Source organism: Variovorax sp. PMC12, assembly GCF_003019815.1.
Classification (GTDB): Bacteria; Pseudomonadota; Gammaproteobacteria; order Burkholderiales; family Burkholderiaceae_C; genus Variovorax.
In genome coordinates this window covers 4,124,145-4,142,010 of sequence record NZ_CP027773.1, presented here as the reverse complement: position 1 = coordinate 4,142,010, position 17,866 = coordinate 4,124,145, and the positions used below count along the sequence as shown (strand labels likewise).

At 67.8% G+C, this 17,866-nt stretch carries 20 protein-coding genes, 1 pseudogene and 1 riboswitch; of the genes and pseudogenes, 4 read left to right on the top strand and 17 right to left on the bottom strand.

All coding sequences use genetic code 11. The features are described 5' to 3' along the window. The first annotated feature begins 89 nt into the window (after positions 1 to 89). Positions 90 to 881: a DUF72 domain-containing protein gene (locus tag C4F17_RS19165; RefSeq protein WP_106936298.1), complete on the top strand. Its 792-nt coding sequence runs from the start codon at positions 90 to 92 to the stop codon at positions 879 to 881. A 37-nt stretch (positions 882 to 918) separates the two neighbouring features. On the opposite strand, the gene C4F17_RS19160 is transcribed toward C4F17_RS19165, so the two are convergent. After that, positions 919 to 1,419 carry a bactofilin family protein gene (locus C4F17_RS19160; protein WP_106936297.1) on the bottom strand — a complete coding sequence of 167 codons (501 nt, stop codon included), beginning with the start codon at positions 1,417 to 1,419 and terminating at the stop codon, positions 919 to 921. Positions 1,420 to 1,531: 112 nt separating this feature from the next. Between C4F17_RS19160 and C4F17_RS19155 the strand changes: the two genes are divergently transcribed. After that, entirely contained in the window at positions 1,532 to 2,452 is a 921-nt protein-coding gene (locus C4F17_RS19155; RefSeq protein WP_081267857.1) for an ion transporter, read from the top strand. On the opposite strand, the gene C4F17_RS19150 is transcribed toward C4F17_RS19155, so the two are convergent. The 4 genes from C4F17_RS19150 to C4F17_RS19135 form a co-directional block, all read right to left on the bottom strand. Then, positions 2,397 to 2,984, bottom strand: a complete 588-nt coding sequence (locus C4F17_RS19150; RefSeq protein ID WP_081267858.1) for an IMPACT family protein — start codon at positions 2,982 to 2,984, stop codon at positions 2,397 to 2,399. The genes C4F17_RS19155 and C4F17_RS19150 overlap by 56 nt on opposite strands. Positions 2,985 to 3,029: 45 nt before the next feature. Continuing rightward, complete coding sequence (gene metW / locus C4F17_RS19145; protein ID WP_081267859.1) at positions 3,030 to 3,620, bottom strand: methionine biosynthesis protein MetW; 591 nt, start codon at positions 3,618 to 3,620, stop codon at positions 3,030 to 3,032. Further along, entirely contained in the window at positions 3,617 to 4,864 is a 1,248-nt protein-coding gene (metX, locus tag C4F17_RS19140) for a homoserine O-succinyltransferase MetX (protein WP_234382202.1), read from the bottom strand. The genes metW and metX overlap by 4 nt, the downstream gene beginning before the upstream one ends. Positions 4,865 to 5,093: 229 nt before the next feature. After that, positions 5,094 to 5,657 (bottom strand): TMEM165/GDT1 family protein, encoded by a 564-nt coding sequence (locus tag C4F17_RS19135; protein WP_081267861.1) that lies wholly within the window; start codon positions 5,655 to 5,657, stop codon positions 5,094 to 5,096. Between the two features lie 18 nt (positions 5,658 to 5,675). Then, positions 5,676 to 5,854, bottom strand: a riboswitch (yybP-ykoY riboswitch). 259 nt (positions 5,855 to 6,113) lie between these two features. Between C4F17_RS19135 and C4F17_RS19130 the strand changes: the two genes are divergently transcribed. Continuing rightward, complete coding sequence (locus C4F17_RS19130; protein ID WP_106936296.1) at positions 6,114 to 6,653, top strand: RNA recognition motif domain-containing protein; 540 nt, start codon at positions 6,114 to 6,116, stop codon at positions 6,651 to 6,653. Positions 6,654 to 6,736: 83 nt separating this feature from the next. On the opposite strand, the gene C4F17_RS19125 is transcribed toward C4F17_RS19130, so the two are convergent. Genes C4F17_RS19125 through C4F17_RS19110 form a run of 4 tightly spaced genes read right to left on the bottom strand, consistent with a single transcriptional unit; the run spans position 6,737 to position 9,761 of the window. Further along, a complete protein-coding gene (locus C4F17_RS19125) occupies positions 6,737 to 7,522 on the bottom strand; it encodes an SDR family oxidoreductase (RefSeq protein WP_106936295.1) in 786 nt (261 codons plus the stop codon). A gap of 30 nt (positions 7,523 to 7,552) precedes the next feature. Then, entirely contained in the window at positions 7,553 to 8,215 is a 663-nt protein-coding gene (lptC, locus tag C4F17_RS19120) for an LPS export ABC transporter periplasmic protein LptC (RefSeq protein WP_172839906.1), read from the bottom strand. After that, positions 8,212 to 8,760: a KdsC family phosphatase gene (locus tag C4F17_RS19115; RefSeq protein WP_106936294.1), complete on the bottom strand. Its 549-nt coding sequence runs from the start codon at positions 8,758 to 8,760 to the stop codon at positions 8,212 to 8,214. Before C4F17_RS19115 ends, lptC begins: the two co-directional genes overlap by 4 nt. Then, positions 8,760 to 9,761, bottom strand: a complete 1,002-nt coding sequence (locus tag C4F17_RS19110) for a KpsF/GutQ family sugar-phosphate isomerase (protein ID WP_081269789.1) — start codon at positions 9,759 to 9,761, stop codon at positions 8,760 to 8,762. Before C4F17_RS19110 ends, C4F17_RS19115 begins: the two co-directional genes overlap by 1 nt. Positions 9,762 to 9,851: 90 nt before the next feature. Between C4F17_RS19110 and C4F17_RS19105 the strand changes: the two genes are divergently transcribed. Continuing rightward, positions 9,852 to 11,837: a monovalent cation:proton antiporter family protein gene (locus C4F17_RS19105; protein ID WP_106936293.1), complete on the top strand. Its 1,986-nt coding sequence runs from the start codon at positions 9,852 to 9,854 to the stop codon at positions 11,835 to 11,837. 22 nt (positions 11,838 to 11,859) lie between these two features. On the opposite strand, the gene C4F17_RS19100 is transcribed toward C4F17_RS19105, so the two are convergent. The 8 genes and pseudogenes from C4F17_RS19100 to rpmH form a co-directional block, all read right to left on the bottom strand. After that, the gene (locus C4F17_RS19100; RefSeq protein ID WP_234382994.1) at positions 11,860 to 12,531 is read right to left on the bottom strand and encodes a hypothetical protein; all 672 of its coding nucleotides are present in this window, start codon (positions 12,529 to 12,531) and stop codon (positions 11,860 to 11,862) included. Between the two features lie 219 nt (positions 12,532 to 12,750). Continuing rightward, positions 12,751 to 12,798: pseudogene (locus tag C4F17_RS33445) on the bottom strand (hypothetical protein); the annotation flags it as partial. A gap of 100 nt (positions 12,799 to 12,898) precedes the next feature. Beyond that, positions 12,899 to 13,360, bottom strand: coding sequence for a Crp/Fnr family transcriptional regulator (locus C4F17_RS19095; RefSeq protein WP_081269786.1), 462 nt, complete (start codon positions 13,358 to 13,360; stop codon positions 12,899 to 12,901). An 89-nt stretch (positions 13,361 to 13,449) separates the two neighbouring features. Further along, positions 13,450 to 14,856 (bottom strand): tRNA uridine-5-carboxymethylaminomethyl(34) synthesis GTPase MnmE, encoded by a 1,407-nt coding sequence (gene mnmE / locus C4F17_RS19090; protein ID WP_106936291.1) that lies wholly within the window; start codon positions 14,854 to 14,856, stop codon positions 13,450 to 13,452. Positions 14,857 to 14,931: 75 nt separating this feature from the next. Then, positions 14,932 to 16,620 (bottom strand): membrane protein insertase YidC, encoded by a 1,689-nt coding sequence (yidC, locus tag C4F17_RS19085; RefSeq protein ID WP_081269784.1) that lies wholly within the window; start codon positions 16,618 to 16,620, stop codon positions 14,932 to 14,934. Beyond that, entirely contained in the window at positions 16,617 to 16,904 is a 288-nt protein-coding gene (gene yidD / locus C4F17_RS19080; RefSeq protein WP_106936290.1) for a membrane protein insertion efficiency factor YidD, read from the bottom strand. The genes yidC and yidD overlap by 4 nt, the downstream gene beginning before the upstream one ends. Beyond that, the gene (locus tag C4F17_RS19075) at positions 16,901 to 17,314 is read right to left on the bottom strand and encodes a ribonuclease P protein component (RefSeq protein WP_081269796.1); all 414 of its coding nucleotides are present in this window, start codon (positions 17,312 to 17,314) and stop codon (positions 16,901 to 16,903) included. The genes yidD and C4F17_RS19075 overlap by 4 nt, the downstream gene beginning before the upstream one ends. A gap of 101 nt (positions 17,315 to 17,415) precedes the next feature. Next, positions 17,416 to 17,550, bottom strand: a complete 135-nt coding sequence (gene rpmH, locus C4F17_RS19070) for a 50S ribosomal protein L34 (RefSeq protein ID WP_007834827.1) — start codon at positions 17,548 to 17,550, stop codon at positions 17,416 to 17,418. Positions 17,551 to 17,866 lie beyond the last annotated feature (316 nt).

Genomic DNA, 17,866 nt, shown 5'->3' with positions numbered 1-17,866 from the left:
TGGGTTCTCCGCGGGTGGACGAAAAGATGCATTTTGCGCCTTGAGGCGAGCGCGCGTAGAGTGCGGGCGATCTCAAAACCGGAGGCCATGTGAGCAAGTCAGCATCGACTCGGATCAAGGTAGATATCAAGGTGGGTATTGGCGGCTGGACCTACGAACCCTGGCGCGACAACTTCTACCCCAAGGGGCTCGCGCACGCGAAAGAGTTGAACTACGCGAGCCGCAAGGTCAGCTCCATCGAGATCAACGGCACCTACTACAGCACCTTCAAGCCCGAGACCTTCCGCAAGTGGCACGACGACACGCCGGCCGACTTCATGTTCTCGCTCAAGGCCTCGCGCTTCGCGACCAACCGCAAGCTGCTGTCCGGCGCGGGCGACTCGATCAAGCGCTTCATCGACAGCGGCGTGGCCGAGCTGGGCGACAAGCTCGGGCCGATCGTGTGGCAGTTCATGCCGACCAAGCAGTTCGACGCGGAAGACTTCGAGGCCTTCCTCTCGCTGCTGCCGAAGAAGGAAGGCAGCCGCGTGCTGCGCCACGTGATGGACGTGCGCCACGAGAGCTTCATGGTGCCCGCGTACAAGGCGCTCGCGAAGAAGCACAAGGTGTCGACGGTGTTCACCGACGCCGAGAAGTTTCCGTCGTTCGAGGAGCCCGAGGGCGACTTCGCCTATGCGCGGCTCATGATGGCCAACGCCAAGCTCAAGGCCGGCTATGCGCCGAAGGCGCTGGACACCTGGGCCGAGCGCGCGCAGGGCTGGGCCGTGTCACCGAAGAAGCGCGACGTGTTCGTCTACTTCATCAACGGCGCGAAGGAAAAGGCACCGGCCGCGGCCGGTGCCCTGCTGGAGCGCCTGGGATGGGAGCCGCCGGCGGCCTGAATGAAGCCGGGCGGCGCGGGATGAACCAGAGACTGCGTCAGCCCTTGGCGCCGAAGCTGATCTCGCCCGACAGCTGGCCGCCTTCTTCGATCACGATCTTGCCGTAGCGGATCTTGCCGGTGACCTTGCCGGTGGAGTGGATGACGAGCTTCTCGCGCACGGTGAGGTTGCCGTCGAACACGCCGCGGATTTCGGCGATGTCTATTTCGGCCGAGCCCTTGAACTCGCCCTGTTCGGCGATCTGCATCAGGCGCGAATCCATGGTGGCTTCCACCAGGCCTTCGACCACGAGCGTGTCGCAATCGGTGATCTCGACGCCCTTGAGCTTGATGTTGGGGCCGACGGTGAGCTTGCTTCCGCCTTCCTTGGCGACGGGGGCCGCCGCTGCATTGAGGCCGCCTTGCTGCGCGGTCAGCGACGAGGGATTCACAGGGGAACCGGAGAGGTTGGTGGCTGCGCCGACGAGCGGAGCGGGGCGGGAAGTCAGCGAATCGTTGTCTCGGTCACGCTTGCCGAAGAAGGGGGACTGTGTAGCCAATGGGGAGCTCCTCAAGAAAGGGGACTATCGTAAGAACGCACTCACGGCATGCGGCACTTCATTGCGCAAGAAGCGTAACTGAATAAGTCGTCCGCGACACGACAATGCCCTCATGACCCGCCCGACTCTCGAAGCCCTCTCCACACCCGCCGCCACCGACTTGCGGTTCGACAAGCCGTCTCACGGCTGGCGGCGCACGCTGTTCACGGTGATCTTCGAGGCCGACACGCGCGCGGGGCTGTGGTTCGACCTTGCGCTGATCGCTGTCATCGTCACCAGCGTGCTGGTGGTCATCCTGGACAGCGTGCAGTCGATCCGCGAGCACTGGCGCCCGCTGTTCAACGCGCTCGAATGGGTGTTCACCATCCTGTTCACGCTGGAGTACATCGCGCGGCTGTGCTGCGTGAACAAGCCGCTGCGCTATGCGCTGAGCTTCTACGGCGTGATCGACCTGCTGGCGCTGCTGCCGACCTTCCTGGTGGCCCTGGCGCCCGAGCTGGCCTACCTGATCGACGTGCGCATCCTGCGCCTACTGCGCGTGTTCCGCATCTTCAAGCTGTCGCGCTACTCGGTGGAGTACCGCGCGCTGGTGATGGCCGTGGCGTCGAGCCGGCGCAAGATCACGGTGTTCGTGGGCTTCGTGATGCTGGTGGTGCTGGTGATGGGCACGCTGATGTACGTGGTCGAAGGGCCCCAGCACGGGTTCACGAGCATCCCGGTGGCCATCTACTGGGCCATCTCGACGATGGCCACCGTGGGCTTCGGCGACCTCGTGCCCAAGACCGACCTGGGCCGCGCGATCGCCTCGGTGATGATGCTGCTGGGCTGGGGCGTGCTGGCGGTGCCCACGGGCATCGTGACGGCCGAGATGGCGCGGCGCGGGCCGAACGACGAAGCCGTGCCCGTGCCCGTGGCGCAGCGCGGTGTTCTTGCGATGACGGCGCCGGAATCCGTGCCCGCGGTGCCGGCGAAGCGGGTTACTCCGTCGGCCAGGCGACGCGCCCTTGCGCAGCATCGCCGAGGCGGGCGATGAACGCATCGGCGTCGGGTTCGGGTAGCGCGAAGGCGAAGCGCACGTCGTCGCCGTGCTGCACGCTCTCGAGCACCGCGCCGGCCGAGGCGAGTTCGCGCCGCACCAGCCCTTCGAGCGCATAGGGCACGATGCACCGCAGGCTGCGCTGGCGCAGCAGCGGCACGAGCGTGGCGCCGAGCAGGGCCTGCGCCACCGCATCGGTATAGGCCCGCACGAGGCCGCCGGCACCGAGCTTCACGCCGCCGAAATAGCGCACCACGGTTGCCAGCGCGCCTTCGACCTGCTGGTGGCGCAGCACCTCCAGCATCGGCCGTCCCGCGGTGCCGCCGGGCTCGCCGTCGTCGTTCGCGGCCGACTGGCCGCCGGCCATCAAGGCCCAGCACACGTGCGCTGCAGCGGGATGCTCCGCGCGCAATGACGCCACCACGGCCAGCGCGGCCGCGCGGTCGGCCACCGGCTGCACGCAGCCGATGAAGCGGCTTTTCTTGATGAGCAGTTCGCTGTGAACCGGCTGCGCCAGCGTGAAGCTCATGCGTTGCGGTCCACGTCCATTACGGGCATCAGGGGCATCAGGGGCTCAGCCGCCGCCGCGTTCGAACTTGAAGACCGCGGTGCCGGCGCGCGCATTGGGCAGCCAGCGCACGTCGCGGCCGTCCTGCAGGCCGAAGGCGTCGAGCACGCGCAGGTTGTTCTTGCCGGCCAGCACCTCGAAGTCCTTGAAGGTGCCGACGCGGATGTTGGGCGTGTCGTACCACTGGTAGGGCAGGCGGCGCGTCACCGGCATGCGGCCGCGCGCCACGCTCAGGCGGTTGGGCCAGTGCGCGAAGTTGGGGAAGGCGACGATGCCGATGCGCCCCACGCGCGCGGTCTCGCGCAGCATCACCTCGGCATTGCGCAGGTGCTGCAGCGTGTCGATCTGCAGCACCACGTCGAACGAGGCGTCGTCGAACATCGACAGGCCTTCGTCGAGGTTGAGCTGGATCACGTCGACGCCGCGGCGCACGCACTGCAGCACGTTGCCGTCCGCAATTTCCACGCCGTAGCCGGTGCAGCCGCGCTCGCGCTGCAACAGGTCGAGCAGGGCGCCGTCGCCGCAGCCGAGGTCGAGCACCCGCGAGCCCTGGGGCACCAATTGCGCGATCAGTCGTTGATGTTCGAGGTCGCTCATGCAGTGGTACTCCCCCCCAGGCTTGCCGCTTCGCGTGCTGCGCCAACCCCCTTCAGGGGGCCCGCGCCTTGGGGCGGCCCGGCGGCGCTCGTCTCCTTGGCGACGCGCTCGAAGTACGAGCGCACCACGCCCATGTAGCGCACGTCGTCGAGCAGGAAGGCGTCGTGGCCGTGCGGCGCGTCGATCTCGGCGTAGCTCACGTTGCGGCGGTTGTCGAGCAGCGCCTTCACGAGTTCGCGGCTGCGCGCGGGCGAGAAGCGCCAGTCGGTCTTGAAGCTCACGAGCAGGAACTTGGCCGTGGCGTTGGCGAACGCGGTGCTCAGCTTGCCGCCGTGGCTGCGCGCGGGGTCGAAGTAGTCGAGCGCGCGGGTGATGAGCAGGTAGGTGTTGGCGTCGAAGTACTCGCTGAACTTGTCGCCCTGGTAGCGCAGGTAGCTTTCGATCTGGAACTCGACGTCCTGCGTGGAGTAGCGGTAGTCGAGCCCCGCGGCCTCGCCTTCGACGGCGCTGCGCAGGATGCGGCCGAACTTCGCGTTCATCACGTCGTCGCTGAGGTAGGTGATGTGGCCGATCATCCGAGCGATGCGCAGGCCGCGCTTGGGCACCACGCCGTGTTCGTAGAAGTGGCCGCCGTGGAAGTCGGGGTCGGTGACGATGGCGCGGCGCGCAACCTCGTTGAAGGCGATGTTCTCGGCCGTGAGGTTGGGCGCGCTGGCCACCACCACGGCGTGGCGCACGCGACCGGGGTACTGCAAGGTCCACGACAGCGCCTGCATGCCGCCGAGGCTGCCGCCCATGACGGCGGCGAGCGTCTCGATGCCGAGCGCGTCGAGCAGCGCGGCCTGCGCGTCGACCCAGTCCTCGACCGTGACCACCGGGAAGTCGGCGCCGTAGACGCGGCCGGTGGCGGGGTTGACGTGCATCGGGCCGGTCGAGCCGAAGCAGGAGCCGAGGTTGTTGACGCCGATCACGAAGAAGCGGTCGGTGTCCACCGGCTTGCCCGGGCCCACCATGTTGTCCCACCAGCCTTCGGAACGGGCCTGGCCCTGGTAGACGCCCGCCACATGGTGCGAGGCATTGAGCGCATGGCACACCAGCACCGCGTTGCTGCGATCGGCGTTCAGGGTGCCGTAGGTTTCGTAGGCGAGCGTGTAGTCGCTGATCGATGCGCCGCTGCGCAGGGCCAGCGGGCCCGCGAACTGCATCGACTGCGAAGTGACGACCAAGGGAGGTGACGACGACATGAATGAAAAACCCGGCCTCGCCAAAAACGAGCCGGGTCTGCCGCGCCTGTCTTTAGCTGGATTTATAAAGCGCCCGCAAGCTGAAGCAAATCGGCGCAGCGCGAGTATATCCCCCAGGCTGCGCGCACTGCGTGTCGCTTCGCCAACCCCCTTCGGGGGCAACACCTGCGGCCCGGCGAAGCCGGTTCTGCGGTGTTTCTGGAAGGGCTCCCGCCTTTTTCTTTTTTTCTTACCAGCCGATGATCATGATCACGCCCAGCACCAGGAAGATCGCGGCCGAGATGCCGTGCACGAGCTTGATCGGCACGCGGCGAACGATCTTGTCGCCCAGCCACACCACCGGCGCGTTGGCCAGCATCATGCCCAGCGTGGTACCGGCGACCACCCAGAAGTAGTCCTGCGTGAAGCGGGCGGCCAGCATGACGGTGGCGATCTGGGTCTTGTCGCCCATCTCGGCGAGGAAGAACGCGATCACGGTGGTGCCGAAGACGCCGAACTTGGACACGCCCGGGGCATCGTCTTCGTCGAGCTTGTCGGGAATCAGCATCCACACCGCCATCGCGATGAACGAGCCACCAAGAATCCAGCGCAGCACCTCGGGTCCGAGCCAGCGCGTGATGTAGTTCCCCACGGCACCCGCCAGGGCGTGATTGATGATGGTGGCGGCGAAGATGCCGAGGACGATCGGCCAGGGTTTCCTGAAACGGGCTGCGAGCAGCAGGGCCAATAGTTGGGTCTTGTCGCCCATTTCGGCGAGCGCGACGACGCCGGTTGCAACGAGAAAAGCTTCCATTTTTGAACGTGGGGTTTCTTGGCCGAAGGACGCAATTGACCGTGCAACACCTTCGGCCATATTCCCGAAGTTGCACGGTCAAAGGTCTCGCCAGGTGTTTTCTCACTGCACGCGCCATGTCCTGTGGGGCAGGACAAGTCTGTTGACGCGGGCCCCTCTCGCAGATCGGAAGGCGGCTACTCCCCAATGACGGGCGAGATTCTACCTGTAGCGCCAAGGGCCTAACCCGATCTTGTAAGCGGGCGCTAGCTTTTGATTGTTTTCACAGGCGCTACCTCAAGAAGCAAATTCCTGCTTGCTTTTCGGATATTTCACCCATAATGCACGAGCCTCCCACTTCATTTTGGTGGGGAGGCAGTTCGGTGATCGGTCAGTTTCGCGCGACTCGACGCTCTCGTTTGAGTGATGCTTTCGGGACTCCATCGCTTTTCTTGATGTGTTTATAGGAGTCCCTTGATGGGCAACAAACTGTACGTCGGCAACCTGCCTTACTCGGTGCGCGACGGTGATCTCGAACAGGCCTTCGGCCAGTTCGGCGCAGTGACCAGCGCCAAGGTCATGATGGAGCGCGACACCGGCCGCTCGAAGGGCTTCGGCTTCGTCGAGATGGGCAGTGACGCGGAAGCACAGGCCGCCATCAACGGCATGAACGGCCAGCCCCTGGGCGGCCGCAGCGTCGTCGTCAACGAAGCACGTCCCATGGAAGCACGCCCCCCCCGTAGCGGTGGCGGCGGCTACGGCGGCGGCGGTGGTGGTTATGGCGGCGGTGGTGGCGGTGGCTACGGCGGCGGCGGTGGTGGCGGCTACGGTGGTGGCGGCGGTGGCCGCTCCGGCGGTGGCGGCGGCTACGGCGGCGGTGGCCGCAGTGGCGGCGGCGGCGGCGGTGGTGGCGACGGCGGTTTCCGCAGCCCCTACGGCGCCGGCCCCCGTGGCGGTGGCGGCGGTGGTCGCAGCGGTGGTGGCGGTGGCTACGGCGGCGGCAACAGCGGCTACTGAGTCCTGCACCTCGACGCACAGAAAAGACAAAAGGCTCCTTCCGGAGCCTTTTTCTTTGGCCGCTCGCTTTTCCTCGCGCCGGTTCAGGCCTCGCCGCTTCGCTTCTTGCGGCCGCGCCCCTGTACCGCGCGGTCGAGCACGGCATTCGGCAGCATGCGCATGATCTTGGCGACCACGCCCATCTGCCACGGAATGACGCGGTAGCTCGTGCCCGACTCGATGGCACGCAGCGCCTGGGCGGCAAAGTCTTCGGCCTTCATGAGGAAGGGCATGCCGTAGCGGTTGCCCTGCGTCAGCGGCGTGTCGATATAGCCGGGGCAGAGGGTGACCACCTTCACGCCGCTGTTGTGCAGCTCTCCGCGCAGGCTCTCGCAGTACGCGACCACGCCGGCCTTGCTTGCGCAGTAGGCCCCGTGGCCGGGCAGGCCGCGGATGGATGCAACGCTGCCGATGCCGACCAGCCGGCCGCTGCCGCGCTGCACCATCGCCCGCACGAACGGATGGAAGGTCGCCGCCAGCCCGACGTTGTTGGTGGCGAAGGTCTGCGAAAGCACGTCGAGGTCGGCGCGCTCCGCGGTGTCGATGCCGATGCTGATGCCCGCGTTGGCGATCACCACGTCGGGCAACCCCTGCTGCGCGATGCAGTCATTGCCGGCGGCCACGATGCTGTCGGTCTGCGCCACGTCGGCCTTGTAGACCCGGTAGCCGTCCGCGCCCAGACCGCGCGACTTTGCCCAGGCCTCGATCTCCGCCGTGCGCCGGGCCACCAGCGCCAGCCTGTAGCCCGCGTCGTGGAAGCTCGCGGCCAGGGCCTGGCCGATACCGCTCGACGCGCCGGTGATGAAGACGAGCGGGGCCGAGGTGGTCATGCGTGATCTTCTTTCGCGGTCTTCTTGTTGTCAGCGCTTCTTGGCAGGCGCGGGAGCGGCAGCGGCCGCCGACGGAATCAGCACGCCGCGCACCCGGCCCTTGAGGTTGGCGACGCCGCTCAAGTTGTCGTAGTCGAGCGTGTCGCCCGTGAACTGGTCCTTGTCGCGGATCAGCGTGACCGGCTGGTTCGACGTGACACGCTCGGTGTCGACGAAGGCGTGCAGGAACTCGCCGCGGAACTCCAGGCGCGGCGTGGGCTTGCCGTCGGGACCCACCGACGGGTCGCGGATGACGATGGCGTTGCCGAACAGCTGCAGCTCGCTGCCGTCCGAATTCGACAGCCCGCGGTTGGCGGTGGAGCGCGTCACCAGCCCCTCGGGCGAGATGGAGCGCATGCGCACCTTGTCGACCTCGATGGTGTCGGTGTCGGGGTAGTGCCGGCCTTCGGCGCCGTACAGCTCGCTGCGCAGGTCGCCGTTCGGCAGGAAGTTCTTGATGACGAAGTCGCGCATGAAGTAGTCGGGTTCATGCGTGGGCGCGGCCTTGGCGGTGGGCTCGAGCAGCTTGGGCGCATTGCGCACCAGCCAGTAGGTGCCGAGCGCGACGGCCGCCGTCAGGATGATCGGCAGGTAGATGGTGGCGCGGTCGAGGACACCGCGCACCAGGCCCCATGCGCTTTTCACGTTGTTCATGTGTTCGGGCCCCGGGCAGCGTCGAGCATGGCGCGGTACTGGCCGCAGGCCGTGAGAAGCAGGTCGCAGAACTCGCGCGCCGCGCCTTCGCCGCCGCGCGCCTTGGTGACGTAGCGGGCAACGCCGCGCACCTCGGCATGCGCATTGGCCGGCGCCGCCGCGAAACCCACGCGCGTGAGCACCGGCAGGTCGGGCCAGTCGTCGCCGATGGCCGCGGCCTGTGCCCACGTGAAGCCCAGCTGGCCGAGCATGGCTTGCGCGGCGGGCAGCTTGTCTTCGGTGCCGTAGCGCACATGCTCGATGCCCAGCGCCTCGAGCCGCACGCGCAGCGGCTTGGAATCGCGCCCGGTGATCACCGCGGGCACGATGCCCGCCTTGCGCAGCAGCTTGAGGCCGTAGCCGTCGAGGATGCTGAAGCGCTTGAGCGTTTCGCCGTGCTCGGTGAAGTACACGCCGCCGTCGGTCAGGACGCCGTCGATGTCGAAGAAAACGATGCGCACGTCCTGCGCGGCGAGCAGGGTCTCGGCCTGGAACTCGAGCGCCATCAGATGACCTTCGCGCGCATCAGGTCGTTGGTGTTGATCGCACCCACGACCACGCCCGCGCCGTCGATCACGAACAGCCGGGTGATGCCGCATTGCTCCATGAGCTCGGCGGCTTCGACGGCCAGCGCGTCGACGCGGATGGTGCGCGGGTTGTGGTGCATCACCTCGGCCGCCTTGGGGCTGCGCAGGTCGGCGCCGGCTTCGATCAGGCGGCGCAGGTCGCCGTCGGTGAAGATGCCCGAGGCCCGGCCGTCGGGCTCGACCACCGCGGCGGCGCCGAAGCCCTTGATGCTCATCGCGCGCATCAGCTCGCTGATGGTGGCCGACGGCGGCACGCGCGGCACCTCGTCGCCGGAGCGCATGACGTCGCTCACGTGGGTGAGCAGTTTGCGCCCGAGCGCGCCGCCCGGATGCGAGCGCGCGAAGTCTTCGGAGCCGAAGCCGCGCGCGTCGAGCAGCGCCACGGCCAGCGCGTCGCCCATCGCCATCTGGGCGGTGGTGCTCGCGGTGGGGGCGAGGTTGAGCGGGCAGGCTTCCTTGGAGACGCCGGCGTCGATCACGATGTCGGCATGGCGCGCAAGCGTGGACTCGGGGCGGCCGGTCATGGCGATCAGGGGCACGCCCTGGCGCTTGACGACCGGCAGGATGACGGTGAGCTCGTCGACTTCGCCGCTGTTGGAGATGGCCAGCACCAAGTCGACCGACTTGATCATGCCGAGGTCGCCGTGGCTGGCCTCGGCCGGGTGCACGAACATCGCGGGCGTGCCGGTGGAGGCGAGGGTGGCGGCGATCTTGCGGCCGACGTGGCCGCTCTTGCCCATGCCCATGACGACCACGCGGCCGCGCACTTCGAGGATCTTGCGCACGGCGTCGACGAAGCTCGGCCCGACGCGGGCCTTCAGGCCGGAGACGGCTTCGGCTTCGATGTCGAAAGTGATGCGTGCCCGGGAGAGGATCGCTTCGGGGTCGACCACGGGGGCCGGGACGGGACGGGAGCTCATCGGCAGATTTTACGGGGCGGCCAATCCGGGGATATACGTGCACGCCCCGGCGAAGCCCGGGGCACGGACATTGCTCTAGCATCGGCGCCTATGTCTTCGTTCGATCTCACGCTGTTGTACCTGCTTGCCGCGGTGATCGGCGTGGTGGCCTGCCGCTCCCTGAAGCTGCCCCCGATGCTGGGCTACCTGTCTGCCGGCGTGCTGATCGGCCCGCATGCGTTCGCGCTGGCGCAGAACTCCGAAGGCATCCGGCACCTGGGCGAATTCGGCGTCGTGTTCCTGATGTTCGTGATCGGGCTGGAATTCAGCCTGCCCAAGCTGCGCGCGATGCGAAAGCACGTGTTCGGGCTCGGCCTGCTGCAGGTGCTGCTGACGATGGCCATCGCCACGGCCGGCGCGCTGCTGATCGCGCGGCTGCTGCCGCCGTCATGGCAGCTCGGCTGGCAGACCGCGCTGGCGCTGTCGGGCGCGCTCACCATGAGCAGCACCGCCATCGTCGTCAAGCTGATGGCCGAGCGGCTGGAGCTCGAGAGCGAACACGGCAAGCGCGTGATGGGCGTGCTGCTGTTCCAGGACCTGGCGGTGGTGCCGCTGCTGGTGCTGATCCCCGCGCTGGGCGCGCCGCCCGAGGCCCTGGCCAAGGCGCTCGGCCTCGCGCTGCTGAAGGCCACCTTCCTGATCGGCGTGCTGCTCTACGGCGGCCCGCGCGTCATGCGCTGGTGGCTCACGCTGGTGGCGCGGCGGCGCAGCGAGGAGCTGTTCATCCTGAACGTGCTGCTGGTGACGCTGGGGCTCGCCTGGCTCACCGAGCTGGCCGGCCTGAGCCTGGCGCTGGGCGCGTTCATCGCGGGCATGCTGGTGTCGGAAACCGAATACAAGCACCAGGTCGAGACCGACATCCGCCCCTTCCACGACGTGCTGCTGGGGCTGTTCTTCATCACCGTGGGCATGTCGCTCGACTGGCACATCGTGGTCGAGCGCTGGATGCTGGTGGGCGTGCTGCTGCTGGTGCCGCTGGGGTTCAAGCTCGGGCTGGTGACGGTGCTGGCAAGGGTGCTCGGGGCCACCTCGGGCGTGTCGCTGCGCACCGGCCTTTACCTCGCGCAGGCCGGCGAATTCGGCTTCGTGCTGCTGACGCTGGCGCAGGAGCGCAGCCTGCTGCCGTCGTGGCTGGCCAATCCGGTGCTGGCGTCGATGGTGCTGTCGATGCTGGCGACGCCTTTCATCATCATGTACAGCAACGCCATCGTGCGGAAGCTGGTGGCCAGCGACTGGCTGCAGCAGTCGCTGCAGATGACGAGCATCGCGCGCAAGACCATCAACACGGCGCAGCACGTGATCATCTGCGGCTACGGGCGCTGCGGCCAGAACCTGGCGCGCATCCTGGAGCGCGAAGGCATCCCGTACATGGCGCTCGACCTCGACCCCGACCGCGTGCGCCAGGCCGCCGCCGCCGGCGACTCGGTGGTGTTCGGCGACGCGGCGCGGCTGCAGGCGCTGATGGCCGCCGGCCTGGCACGCGCCAGCGCGGTGGTGGTCACCTACCTGGACGTGCCGGGCGCCATGAAGGTGCTGGCCAACACGCGCGCCCACGCCGCCCACGTGCCGGTGATCGTGCGCACGCAGGACGACCACGACCTCGAGAAGCTGCAGGCCGCCGGCGCCACCGAGGTGGTGCCCGAAGCCATCGAGGGTTCGCTGATGCTCGCCAGCCATGCGCTGGCGCTGGTCGGCGTGCCGATGCGGCGCGTGATCCGCGTGGTGCAGGACCAGCGCGACGCGCGCTACAACCTGCTGCGCGGCTACTTCCACGGCGCCGACGACGACAAGGCCGACGAGGTCGACCACGAACGGCTCAACAGCTTCACCCTGAACGCCGGCGCCCGCGCCGTCGGCCAGACGCTGGAGCAGCTGGCGCTGCCGACGCTGGGCGTGCGCGTCGCGAGCGTTCGCCGCCATGACGGCCAGCCGCGCACGCCGGCCGGCGACACGGTGCTGACCGACGGCGACACGCTGGTGCTGTCCGGCAAGCCGACCGCGCTGGCCGTGGCGATCGAGCGGCTGCAGAAGGGCTGAGGCGGCCGAGGGGCCGCTCAGCTCAGTTGATCAGCGTCGGGTTGCGTTTTTCTTCGTCGATGCGCTGCTGGCGGCGCACCGCCTCGCATTGCGAATGGGCCTTGTACTCGGCCTTGAGGCACTGCGCGGCCATGCACTGCGCCCGCGCGATGAAGTTGCGGTCGCCGCACTGGGCCAGGGGCTCGGGGGCGGGAGGGGCGGGTGCCGGTGGCGGCGGGGCTGCCGCGACGGCCGGCGCCGGAGTCTCGGCGGCGCCGGGCGCGGGGGCTGAAACGGTTGCCTGCTTGCGTGGCCGGGCGGCGGGCCTGGTGCTTGCCGCAGGCGGTGCGGCTTCGGCGACGGGAGGTGCCTCGGCCGCCGGAGGCTGCGGCGCGGCCGGCGCCTGCGCCGTGGGTGGTGCCGGCTCGGCTGGAGGCGTCGCTGGCTCGACGGGCGGTGCCGACACCGCCGGTCCGGGATCGGTGACCGCCGCGGGCGCCTTGCTGGTTCCGTAGCCGTACCAGCCCGCGACCATCATCAGTACCGCCACCGCCAGCAGCCCGAGCCACAGCAGGATGACCCGCTTGCGGGGCGGCCGCTCGACCGGCCGCCGGACCTTGACCCGGGTGCGCTTGCGCTCGGCCTTTTCCGGCCGCGCCGTCTCGAAGCCCGACGATGGCGCGGGCGGCGGCGGTGGGGGATCGTCGTAGACCATGACCACCGTCTCCTGGTCGTCCGACGGTGGCGGGGTGGGCGATCTTCCGAAGAACGAACGCCCAGGCTCGGCCTTGCGCGGATCGAAGAGCGGCGCGGGTATGGTCGGTGCGCGCAGCTGGGCGGGAGCGGTGGTCGCCCACTCGCGCTCCGGGCTCGGCGGCGGGGGAATCCTCGCGGCCTTGCCGGACAGCGTGGCACCGCAGCTCCGGCAGAAATTCGCGCCGTCACGGTTTTCCGTGCTGCAGACCGGACAGATCAAGGCCATGGCGTACTACTGACTACTCTCGGGAACCGGAACGAAAAAGGGCTGTTGGCGGGCATGCCCGCATCTGGAAGGGAAGTCTGGCGAAGAGGCCGCCGGGGCCTCAGGTCACGGCGACGCGCTTGGAGCGGTGTGCCATGCGCTTGGCGATCACCGCGCCCAGCGCCATCGCGATTTCCAGCGCCAGGTTGGGCTGGCGGTTCGACATCTCGGCGAAGCGGATCGCGTTGAGCCGCCATACGCGGCCCGCGCCGGTGACCACCACGTTGGCGGAATGCGGCAGGCGCGAGAAGAACGAGCCTTCGCCCACCACGGACCCCGGCGTGAGCACGGCAAGCCGCATCTGCTCCTTGCTGCTGACGCGGTGCACGCTGATGGCGCCGCTCTCGATGAAGAACACCGAGCGGTCCGGCGTTCCCTGCTCGATCAGCACATCGCCGACGGCGGTCTCGATGGGCTGCAGGTAGCCGGCCAGCGTTTCCCATTGCTGGACGCTGAACGTCAACGCAAAAGCGTCGGTGCTCATGTTCTCCGCGATGGCGCGGCTCAGATTCTGGATGGACATGCTTTTCTCAACCCCCGCATCGGTCCCGAAGTATCCGCGATGGCCGCCAGATTGGGCTACAAGTGATTACGTTTTTGCAGCGCCTGTCGCTATTTGCCAATGCAGAAGCGCGAAAAGATGACTCCCAGCAGGTCATCGGCACCGAACTCCCCCGTGATCTCGTTCAGCGCGTTCTGCGCCAGCCGCAGTTCCTCGGCCAGCAGATCGAGCAGCTGGGCCTGCGCAGCCAGGTGGCTGGCTGCCATTGACAGGTGCGCCTCGACCTGCGCCAGCGCCTGCACGTGGCGCGCGCGCGCCAGGTACACGCCCTCGGGCACGGCCTGCCAGCCGGCCATGGCCAGCAGCTGTTCGCGCAGGGCCTCGATGCCCAGGCCGGTCTTGGCGGACAGCGCGATGCCCTCTGCGGGCCGTGCCGAAGGCGCCGCGTCCTGCTTGTTCCAGACATCCAGCACCGGCACGCTCGCCGGCAGCTTGCGCCGCAGGCCCGCCAGGATCTCGGCGTCGGCGGCCGCGTAGTCCGGCAACGCGGCCCGGGTCAGGTCGTGCAGGAACAGCACGGCGTCCGCGCTTTCGATCTGGCCCCAGGCGCGCGCGACGCCGATCTGCTCGACCTCGTCGCTGCTCTCGCGCAAGCCGGCCGTATCCGCCACGTGCAGCGGCACGCCGTGGATCTGGATGGTCTGCGAGACCACGTCGCGCGTGGTGCCCGCCACCGCGCTCACGATGGCCAGCTCGGCGCCGGCCAGTGCGTTGAGCAATGAGCTCTTGCCCGCGTTGGGCTGCCCCGCGATCACGACCTTGATGCCTTCGCGCAGCAAGGCGCCTTGGCGCGCGCGCTGCTGCACCGCGGCCAGTTGCGACTGCAGCTTCGCCAGCTGCCCGGCCGCATCCGCCTTCTGCAGGAAATCGATCTCTTCCTCCGGAAAGTCGAGCGTGGCCTCGACCAGCATGCGCAGGTGGATCAGCGCATCGCGCAGCGTGTGGATCTCGCGCGAGAACTCACCCGACAGCGAACGCCCGGCACTGCGCGCGGCCGCTTCGGTGCTGGCGTCGATCAGGTCGGCAATGGCCTCGGCCTGCGCCAGGTCGATCTTGCCGTTGAGGAAGGCTCGCTGGCTGAACTCGCCCGGCTCGGCCACGCGCAGGCCGGGCAGGCGCGGTCGGCCGGTGACCGGGTCGGGCTCCGCCGCCGCCTCCAGGCAGCGCGCCAGCAGCAGTTGCAGCACGACCGCGCCGCCGTGCGCCTGCAGCTCGAGCACGTCTTCCCCGGTGAAGGAATTCGGCGAGGGAAAGTGGATGGCCAGGCCATGGTCGACCGGCTCGCCGTCGGCATCGCGAAACGGCAGGTAGGTGGCCTCGCGCGGCTTGAGCGCACGCCCGCAGATGGCGTCGATCAGCGGCGCCAGCCTGGCGCCCGACACCCGCACGATGCCGACCGCCCCACGCCCCGAGGCGGTGGCGATGGCGACGATGGGATCGGTGGTACGGGCGAGCATGGTTCGGATTCTTTCAGCAAAAAGGGCCGCTTACGCGGCCCTTCGTGGGATGGCTTGGTTGCCGTGCGGCTGCCGTTACTTGGTGCCGAGCACGCCCAGGCGCTTGTTGATGAACCACTGCTGCGCGATCGACAGCACGTTGTTCGTGATCCAGTACAGCACCAGGCCGGCCGGGAAGAAGATAAACATCACGCTGAACGCGAGCGGCATGATCCACATCAGCTTGGCCTGCATCGGATCGGGCGGCGTCGGGTTGAGCCAGGTCTGGAACAGCGAGGTGGCCGTCATGACGATCGGCAGGATGTACCAGGGGTCCGGTGCCGACAGGTCGGTGATCCAGCCGATCCAGGGCGCATGGCGCATTTCGACCGACGACAGCAGCACCCAGTAGAGCGCGATGAACACCGGGATCTGGATCACGATGGGGAAGCAGCCGCCCATCGGATTGACCTTCTCGGTCTTGTAGATCCGCATCATCTCCTGCTGCATCTCTTGCGGCTTGTCCTTCAGCCGCTCGCGCATTTCCATGATCTTGGGGTTGATGGCCTTCATCTTGGCCATGCTGGCGTACGCCTTGGCGTTGAGCCAGTAGAAGGCCGCCTTCAGCAGCACCACCAGCGCCACGATCGACCAGCCCCAGTTGCCCAGGATGCCGTGCAGCTGGGTGAGCAGCCAGTACAGGGGCTTCGAGATGATCGCGAAGATGCCGTAGTCCTTCACCAGGTCCAGGCCGGGGGCGATGCTTTCGAGCTTCTTTTCTTCTTCGGGGCCGGCGAACAGCACGCTGTTCACGACCTGCGTGGCGCCCGGGGCGATCTTCGGCAGCGTGGCCACCATCGACACGGTGAACAGGTTGTCGCCCAGGTCCCTCACGCGGAATTCGCGGCGCAGTTGTTCGCTGGCCGGGTCGCCCTTGAGCAGCCAGGCCGACGCGAAGTAGTGCTGCACCATCGCGATCCAGCCGTCGTTGGCCGGCGGCGGCGGTTCGATCTTGCCCTTGGCGATGTCCTTGAAGTCGAGCTTGTGGAACTTCTTCTCGTTGGTGTACGCGGCCGGACCGGTGAAGGTGTTGGTGCCGAACATGGTGCCGGCGGCCACGGTGCCGTGGCGCAGCAGCTGCATGTAGAGCAGGGCATCGCGCGGCTGGTCGCTCACGTTGACCACTTCGTGGCGCACGCCGATGGCGTAGTCGCCGCGGTGGAACACGTAGGTCTTGACGTACTTCAGGCCGCCGACGGGGGCGCTTTCGAAGCTCACCTCGAGCGTGTTCTGGCCGTCGGCCATCTCGCGCGGGCCGGCCTTCGGCGTCATCTGCGTCAGGTGGTTGGGGAAGGCGTCGCCGGCCACCGGGTTCACCAGGCCGGTCTGCGCGACGTAGCGCGTGGCGGGCGAGCCGTCTTCGAACAGCACGACGTGCTTGGTGCGGTCGGCCTCGTCGTACTTCAGCAGCTCGAGGTAGTTGACCGTGGCGCCTTCGCTGTCGATCGTGGCCTTGAACAGGTCGGTGGTGACGTTGACCTTCTCGCGCGGCGCGGCCGGCGTGGCCGACGTCGGCACGGCACCTGCGCTGCCAGGGGCGGCGGACGCGGAGGGCACGCCGTTGGTGGCGGCAGGCGTCGTGCCGGCGGCCGGGGCGGTGGCGGCCGGCTTGCTGGACGGCAGGAAGGTCGGCTTGTTGCCGTTGAAGACCTGCCATTGGTCCCACAGCAGCACCAGCGAGAACCCAAAAATCACCCACAGTATCGTGCGGCGGATATCGTTCATGACGAAGACTTCTTGTCGGAGGAGAGAAGAGACGAAAACAGCGATCCTGACTTGTCAGTGCGACGCTGTGATTTCGGTGGAACCGGATCGTGCCCGCCCTGGCACCAGGGCTGGCATCGCGCGATGCGGTGCAGAGTCAGGTAGCTGCCCTTGAGCGCGCCGTGCACCTCGAGCGCCTCGATCGAATACACCGAGCAGGTCGGCGTGAAGCGGCACGACTGGCCGAGCCAGGGGCTCAGCAGCAGTCGGTAGGCCTTCACGAAGCCGATCAGCAGGCGTTTCATGACGAGGATGGGGCTGGCGAGGAAGGCGAAGGCGCGCGCGCGGCGCGCGCCAGCAGCTGCTGGAGCTCGGCGCGAACGGCGGCCTTGAGCTTGTCCGAGGTGGCGCTCACGAATTCCTTGCGGTCGAAGCCCGCGCGCAGGCGCACCACGTGCGCGGCACGTGGCAAGGCGACGCCCTGAGCGGTGCTCACGGCGTAGATCTGGCGCTTGATGGCGTTGCGCGTGACCGCGCGGCGCGCCCAGCGCTTGGGCACCATGGCGCCCAGCCAGACGTCGTCGGACGCGAACAACGGCTGTGCGCCCGATGCGGAATCGAGCGCACAGCGATGCAATGCGAAATGAGCAGTGCGCGCCACGGTGGCACCTGCGAGGACGGCCTGGAATTGCGCGCGGGTCTTGAGCCGCTGCATGGAAGCCTGGCCGCGCACGTCGTTACCGGTCTGGCCGGACGCACCGGCCGCGGGAGCTGGCGCTGACGTGTCGGCTGCTGGCAACGGCAGGTGTGCTGCCGTCAGACGGCCAGGCGCTTGCGGCCCTTGGCGCGGCGTGCGTTGATGACGGCACGGCCGCCGCGGGTCTTCATGCGGACCAGGAAGCCGTGGGTACGGGCGCGGCGGACTTTGGAAGCTTGATAAGTGCGTTTCATGATGATTTCCTAATTCCCTGTTCGCGCGGACTCTCTGCCTGAAAAAGCACGAGAAGCCAGCGGGGCGCCGGGGGAGCGTATTGGGATGACCCAGGGATACCCCTGAACTCCTACTCCTGGCGCCGGTGAAGAACGCAAAGAGGTTTTCAGGGAAACCCGCAATTATCGCAAACATTGGCCGCCCGAACAATCTTCGACTGGATTTGCGGGCCTTTCGGCATCCGGGTCAGCGTGTGGATAAGGTTTTGACAAGTTAGAATGCCAAGCGCCTTCCAGCAGAGAATATCCACAATACCTATACCAAGAAATGCCCGAG